Here is a 6,875-nt window from a genome sequence, read left to right as displayed (position 1 = left end):
CAGCCCAACCGGCTACGGGGCCCCAGATCCTTCGCACCACTATTCATGAAGCCATGGTATTGCCTCCCTATGACCTTTTGCCTCGGCCGTTCGGTCAGGAAAGTATGGCCGATCGGCCGATGTCAGGACGAGCTTCCAAAACATAACTTCGAAGTATCGATCTGAAAAAGGAGACACCATGTCATACCCGGCACCGGCGCAGAAGCAGAAGAGCTGGTTCGCGCGCCACAAGATCCTCACCGCCATCCTCGTCATTATTGTTATCGGCATTATTGCCAGCATGGGATCCGGTGGGGTCGGCGACGAACCAAAGGCCGATTCAAACAACTCAACCGGCAATTCCAGCGATCGCAACGCAGACACCAATGATGATGGTGGCGACGGTGACGCAGCCGTTGTTGACGCTGCCGATGGTAAGGAAGCTGAAGAACCGGAGGCTGATGAACCGGAAGAAGCAGAGGAGCCAGCCGAGTCTGCTCCCGGTGTCGGTGACACGGTAAGCACCGGAAACTTCGATGTCACCATCACAAGCGTCGATGCTGAGGTTGGTCTGATCGGAAATGAACACTTCAACGCTGAGGCCGCAGGCCAGTTCGTTCTCGTTCACGTCTCGGTCACGAACACCGGTAACGAGGCAGAACACTTCCGAGCATCCGAGCATAAGCTCATCGACGAGCAAGATCGCCAGCATTCAGAGTCGAGCGACGCCTGGTATTACGACGGCGAAACCTTCGTATTCACAGAGGTCAACCCCGGCAACACTGTCGAAGGCGTCCTAATTTACGACATTCCAGCAGACTCGGTGCCCACCGCTATTGACCTTGGCAACGACGAGTTCTTTGGTGACCCGATCCGGGTATCCCTGCAGTAGGTAGCTATTCTCCCCGCCTAAGCAGTACCTGGACTAAGCCCGCTCAAGCGCATTCTCGAGCGGGGTGGCGCTCAACCTCGGTTGGGCGCCACTTCCGTTTCCGAAATGTACTGGCAGATGGACTAATGCCAAGGATAGCTCCGGAGCGCCTCGCTCCTCTTCGGGCTGCTATCCGAATCCACATCGCTCTTCAGTGTCCCGATTCTCGGGCAAGTCACCGACGTGAAATCAGCTCGCCAAAGAGGAGCACAATAGTAACGGAGATAAGGAGACAGATGTCGAGCAAGCAGATCAGCAGGATAACCGTAGCGCGGCAAGGGGAAGTACATCCCGGGGTAAACTACGACGTTCACGTGAGGATTCCGGCACTGGCCGCAGTGCCGTGGGGCCTTGTCCTGGCCTACGACGTTCGGTCCTCTCCGCTGGATTTACCTGGAGAGCACGGTATCGCCCACCGAACCAGCACGGACCTTGGAACCTCCTGGTCGGAACCGTCTTGGCTGACCAAGCCCGGTTCTGTCGGCACTGGTGACGCAAGCCTGATTGCTACCGACGATGAACTTCTCTGCTTCTATGTTTCTTCCGACGATAAGTCTTTTTGGGACGATACCGAACCGGGGCCGTGGGGACTGTGGCTTGCTCGCACACCAGACGGAATCAACTGGTCCCATGAGAACGTGACAGACCAACTGTGGCCGGAAGATGCTGGCTCGCTGTTTGCTTCATCAGGCAATGGGATCCAACTACGCTCCGGCAGGATCCTTCAGCCCCTCGTGATCAGGCGCAGGGGAACCCAGGCCCGTTACGTTGCCATGGCGATCTCCGATGATCGGGGGAGGACATGGAGAATCGGAAGAGCGGTCGAGGGATGTGACGAAACAAAGGTCGTCGAGATCCACGACGGCACTATCGTCCTCCACTCACGTTCCACCCCGCACCGGTTGCTCGCTTACTCCTTTGATGGTGGAGAAACATTCACGGAACCGGTCCCGGATTTTGCGGAACCGGGATGCAACGGCGGACTTGCCTACTCCCCCGACCTTGGGCTCATTGCCGCAACCATTGACCCGCGTTTCGCGACGGGCAGCGGCACCATGGTCGACCCCACCGGAGGTAGGGGAACAGCATCCGGTCCTGACTGGTCGAAGCGCAGGGGCTTAGTTCTCCGCCGAGGAATCCTCCCAACCGATCCCGGCAACGATTCTCCTGCCGCCGACCCATCCAATTCATCCGCAACATCTCGGACCCAAGCACTCAATTGGAGCGAGCCCCTGGTCATCGACGATGGTCCAGCCGCCTACTCCGTTGCCGTTGCCCTTGCCGAGGGGATCGCCGTCGCATGGGAACACGGCGCTTACGAGAATATTGAGTTTGCCCTGATTCCTCACGAGGATCTTCCCCGGTGGGCTCGCTAAGCATCTGTGGCTGGGCACTAAAAAAGTGGTGGCGCAGCATGTCGTACTGCGCCACCACGGTTCCTGGCCAAGAGGAGATTAGGCCAGAGTCTTTTGGAAGTGTTCTTCAAGTTCTTCCAGCGACTTCCCCTTCGTCTCTGGAATGAACTTCCAGTAGAAGAAGATCGTGAGGAAGTTGATGAAGGCAAAGATGAAGAACGTCTTGCCGTGGAGTGCTTCCTGAAGCGGAGGGAACACGAGGGCAACGAGGAAGTTCGCAAACCAGTTGGCGAACACCGCCATACCCATGACCTTTCCTCTAACTCGTAGCGGGAAGATCTCGGCGAGCATGAGCCAGAAGATTACCGCGACGAAGCACTGCATGAAAAAGAGGAAGGACATCATGAAGACAAGCACCAAGTAGCTTCGCGTAGTTGATTCCGGGAGGAACGTGAAGCTAGCCCCCATGAGGAACAGGGAGATTGTCACGCCAATCTGCCCGGTTAAGAGCATCCGGCGCCTCTTCATCTTTGGGAGCAGGACGAGGGAGCCAATTGCGACGGCAAGTACGGAGACAACGCCGTTGCCAATGGTGGCGACAATCGCGGCATTCGTACCGAGGCCAGTATCGATGAGGATCGATGGCGCGTAGTACATCACTGAGTTAACGCCCGTCATCTGCGACAGGAATGCGAGGGCAATGCCAATAAGTGCAATCTTTCGCACCCATGGGACCCGCATGTAGTCACTGAATGACCCCGATGTTGCCTGCCGCATTTTCTCCGAGTGATCCTTGATCCCCTGAAGTTCAGCCTCGATTTCGGCATCGTTCTCGGTCGAGCGAAGCTGCCAGAGTACGGTCTTGGCTTCCCCTTCTCGGTTCTGGTCAATGAGCCAACGTGGGGACTCAGTGAGGAAGAACGATCCGATGAACAGCCCCACTGCGGGGATAGTGCAGAGTAGTAGCATGTACCGCCACGTGTGGTGGTCGTCGGGGAAGTACGTCGCAATGATGGCGTTCGTCGTATAGGCAAGTAGCTGGCCGGTAACGATCAGGAGCTCGTTGCGAGCCACAAGAGTACCGCGACGATCGGTCGGTGCCAGCTCACCGATGAACACCGGGACGATAGCAGAAGCACCACCCACGGCAAGACCGAGAACGACACGGAACGTGACCATGATGGCAACGTTTGGCGCAAACGATGTTCCAAAGGGCACCGATCGTGAACAGTGCAGCAATGAGAAGGAGAGTCTTCTTGCGTCCAACGGAGTCAGACATGCGTCCGGAGAGGAGGCCACCGAACGCAGCACCTAAGACGAGTGACGAGGTAACAACTCCAACCTGGGTTGCATCCAACGAAAGGCCACCCTCAGAGAAGGGTAGCTCCATGAACGGAAGCGCACCCGAGATAACCCCGGTGTCGAAGCCGAAGGCGAGAGCCCCCAGCGTGGCGATCGCGACAACAAAGTCTATGTTCTTCTTCTTGACCGGTTTGGTGGAGGTCTGAGGCACTGTCACATTCATTTCGTATCCCCTTCAAGATTCGAGAAGGTCTCAATGAACGTTGTGATCGCACGGTCGGAGTCATACTTCGCCCACGCCTCAAGCCCAATTGTCCCGCGGTAGCCCATGTCGAAGAGAGCCTGTGCGATGTTGCGGTAGTTGACCTCACCGGTGCCGGGCTCACAGCGCCCTGGAATGTCCGCCACCTGCACTTCACCAATATGAGGGAGTGCCTGCTGGCACGTATCGATCAAGCTGCCATCGCCGATCTGTGCGTGGTAAAGATCGAGATTGACCTTAATTCGCTCGGAACCAACAGCCTCAAGCAGGCTCAGAATGTCAGACGGATGAGAGAAGGGGGTACCCGGGTGGTCCACAGCCAGGTTCAAGTTCTCCATCTCAAAGATCACGTCATGTTCCTCGGCGATCCCCGCAAGTCGGTCCAGGGTAAGCGCGGCCTTCGCCCACATCTTTCCCGCAACCGTTTCAACCGGATCGACCGGAATACCTCCCTCACCGAGGCCGGTGCCATGGAAGTTTAGCCTGGGGCTACCAAGAATCTTTGACGCTTTAGCGGATTCCGTAGCGGAGTTGAGGAAGGCTTCAATGCCATCATCCTCGGTGAGATTACCGGAGATGTACCCGGTCATTGACTCAACCGGAACTCCCGTATCAGCAATAGCCTGGAGATCAAGGTCGGTCCAGTTCCAAAGTTCGACCGCTACCCCGTAGCTCCCGATCTTCTTGATGCGCTCGATGATGGGCAGTTCGGTGAACTGCATTTCGGCGCATACAGCGAGTGTAAATGGGGTGTTCACAGGATCTCCTCAATTCGGACAAGACGGGACTCGGAAGTAGAAAGCTGGGCGGCCTCGGCGATCGCTTGCGCCATGACACCATCCTCACCGGACGGGTGCGGAAGGTCTTCACCCATGACGCGACGGCAGAATGTATCGAACTCGGCAACATAGGACTCGTGATACCGGGAGGTATCGGTTCCCTCAGTGGGGACAACCATGCCACCATCCGTGAATGTACGAGCAACCGTGTTCGTCGGCTCCCCCATCTGTACCATTCCAGCCGAACCAAAAACTTCGCCCCGGAGGTCATAGCCGTATGCGGCACTAAACGAAGCTTCAGCTGTTGCAATCGCACCATTGTCGTACTTGATAACAACAACTGCGGAATCGAGGAAGCCATCATTCTTCGCATCGGGGCGGATCAGAGCATCCGCGCTCGCAAAGACAGAGACCGGCCTGCTGTCTCCCATGAACCAGTTGATTGTGTCAAAGTCATGAATCAGGGTCTCCTTGAAGATCGTCCCGATCGGGGTTGTGGCAGGATTGCCGCCGTAGGGCCCGGGATCACGCGTGATCGAATGGTAGCGCTGTACCTCACCAACAAGGCCTTTACTTACGTTCTCGTGGGCGATCGCCCACGACTCAGAGAACCTGCGGTTAAAACCAACCTGGAAAACAACACCTGCCTGAGCGGTAACCTCTGTGGCCTCCCGCGCCTCGGCAGTATCTTTACCAATCGGCTTCTCCGTGAAGATCGCCTTGCCAGCCGCTGCGGCAGTGCGGATAAGCGGAAGGTGGGTGACGACGGGGCTCGAAATAACTACAGCATCGACAGCCGCCTTCTCGAAGGCCTCATCAAGGCTCGCCGCCACGCAATCAATGGAGTATGTGCGAGCAAGCTCCTCGGCACGCGCAATGTCAGTGTCAACCAGGGCCGTCACCGTCGCACCCTTAACCCTGTCGACAAGTGCGCCGATGTGATGCGTACCGATCCTGCCGGTACCGACAACAGTAATGTTTACCAATGTTCTTTCCTCTCAACGCTGAGCTGGACTAGAACGTTCTACTTGAACGATATAGTCAGAATAGCGATCGATTTTCATCCGCGCAAGAGTGAGTCTTAAATTTCCAATTTCCACTAGGCTTGCTGCCATGACAGGTAAAACCAGGGGTCGGCGCCCCACGATGCGTGACGTCGCGGAGGAAGCCGGAGTATCACCAGCCCTGGTATCCATTGTCTTTCGGGACGCTCCGGGAGCATCCGAACAAACTCGGGAACGCGTACGGAAAGCCGCAAAGAAAATCGGCTACGTCCTTGACGAACGGGCCCGACTGCTACGTAGTCATAAATCTTTAGATATTGGTATTAGCTTCCATACATCTCAGCCTTTCCACCACCATCTTCTCGACGAAATCTACAGCGCAATTAATGGCTTGGACTACGGGCTGGTTCTCTCCCCCAAATCCACGGTCCGTGACGAGAAAACCGCACTGTCCTCACTTGTTTCTTACCGCTGCGGCGCCATCATCCTTTTTGGTACGAGGCTCTCCAAAGAAGAGATCAACGAGATTGTTGGCGACATCCCGGTTATCTCAGTAGCTCAAGAGCTCGACGCTCCCTACGACTGGGTTTCATCGGATGACTCCTTCGGCATTTACCAGGTAATCGATCACCTCGTCGATCTTGGCCACGAAAATATTGCGCTCGCAAACTCCCCTGGCGATGCTGGTGCCACAACCCGTGAACATGCTTTTGTTTCGGCTCTCAAAGACCGGGATATGACACCAATCGTTTACTCGGCAGATGGCGCTGAAGAAGGGGGCGCCCGCCTCGCTAAAGAACTGATCGACTCTGACAACCTCCCAACTGCGATCCTCGGCTTTAACGACCGTTGTGCATTCGGCATCATCGACTATTGCATCCGCGCGGGCCTCTCGATCCCTCGAGACCTCTCCGTCGTAGGGTTCGACAACTCCGAAGTGTCGCAACGTTTTTATGTCAATCTTACGACGGTCGCACAGGATACGAAACGATTGGCCAGGTTTGCCGCCGAGCGAGCTATTCAACGTCTAAAGTCCATCAATCTAGAATCTCAGGGACGAGGCATCCTCGTCCCAACCGAGCTAATCGTGCGAGAAACAACAGCAGTGCCCCGCTCGGAAAACCGGCCTTAAACTCCAAACCTCGCCGGAGACGCTACACACGGCGGTAACTCCTCCGAGGCGATCACCGTGGTCTGGGAGCACGGCGCGTACGAGACTATTGAGTTTGCCCTGATTCCTCACAAGGATCTTCCCCAGGAGAT

The 6,875-nt window shown here is 56.3% G+C and carries 5 protein-coding genes and 1 pseudogene; 3 read left to right on the top strand and 3 right to left on the bottom strand.

Annotation, left to right across the window (positions count from 1 at the left end; translation table 11 throughout):
- The first annotated feature begins 178 nt into the window (after positions 1 to 178).
- Positions 179 to 871: a DUF4352 domain-containing protein gene (locus ACTHUY_RS11945; RefSeq protein WP_441655817.1), complete on the top strand. Its 693-nt coding sequence runs from the start codon at positions 179 to 181 to the stop codon at positions 869 to 871.
- Between the two features lie 275 nt (positions 872 to 1,146).
- Positions 1,147 to 2,286, top strand: a complete 1,140-nt coding sequence (locus ACTHUY_RS11940) for a sialidase family protein (protein ID WP_441655818.1) — start codon at positions 1,147 to 1,149, stop codon at positions 2,284 to 2,286.
- Between the two features lie 78 nt (positions 2,287 to 2,364).
- Here ACTHUY_RS11940 and ACTHUY_RS11935 read toward each other — a convergent pair.
- The 3 genes and pseudogenes from ACTHUY_RS11935 to ACTHUY_RS11925 all read right to left on the bottom strand — a co-directional run.
- Positions 2,365 to 3,669 (bottom strand): annotated as a pseudogene (locus ACTHUY_RS11935) (sugar porter family MFS transporter); the annotation flags it as partial.
- Positions 3,670 to 3,786: 117 nt separating this feature from the next.
- Complete coding sequence (locus ACTHUY_RS11930) at positions 3,787 to 4,587, bottom strand: TIM barrel protein (RefSeq protein WP_441679000.1); 801 nt, start codon at positions 4,585 to 4,587, stop codon at positions 3,787 to 3,789.
- On the bottom strand, positions 4,584 to 5,594 hold the full coding sequence (locus ACTHUY_RS11925) for a Gfo/Idh/MocA family oxidoreductase (protein ID WP_441678998.1): 1,011 nt from the start codon (positions 5,592 to 5,594) through the stop codon (positions 4,584 to 4,586). Before ACTHUY_RS11925 ends, ACTHUY_RS11930 begins: the two co-directional genes overlap by 4 nt.
- Positions 5,595 to 5,721: 127 nt before the next feature.
- Here ACTHUY_RS11925 and ACTHUY_RS11920 point away from each other — a divergent pair, with 127 nt between their 5' ends.
- Positions 5,722 to 6,744, top strand: a complete 1,023-nt coding sequence (locus tag ACTHUY_RS11920; RefSeq protein WP_441655821.1) for a LacI family DNA-binding transcriptional regulator — start codon at positions 5,722 to 5,724, stop codon at positions 6,742 to 6,744.
- Positions 6,745 to 6,875 lie beyond the last annotated feature (131 nt).

Origin of the sequence: Flaviflexus sp. (assembly GCF_052087705.1) — a bacterium.
Lineage (GTDB): Bacteria > Actinomycetota > Actinomycetes > Actinomycetales > Actinomycetaceae > Flaviflexus > Flaviflexus ciconiae.
Note: the sequence above shows the minus strand (reverse complement) of the source record. Positions and strands in the feature narration are given on the sequence as shown.

Coding starts and splice junctions, on each gene's coding strand:
- ACTHUY_RS11940 (WP_441655818.1), top strand. CDS start 1,147: ATGTCGAGCAAGCAGATCAGCAGGATAACCGTAGCGCGGCAAGGGGAA.
- ACTHUY_RS11920 (WP_441655821.1), top strand. CDS start 5,722: ATGACAGGTAAAACCAGGGGTCGGCGCCCCACGATGCGTGACGTCGCG.
- ACTHUY_RS11945 (WP_441655817.1), top strand. CDS start 179: ATGTCATACCCGGCACCGGCGCAGAAGCAGAAGAGCTGGTTCGCGCGC.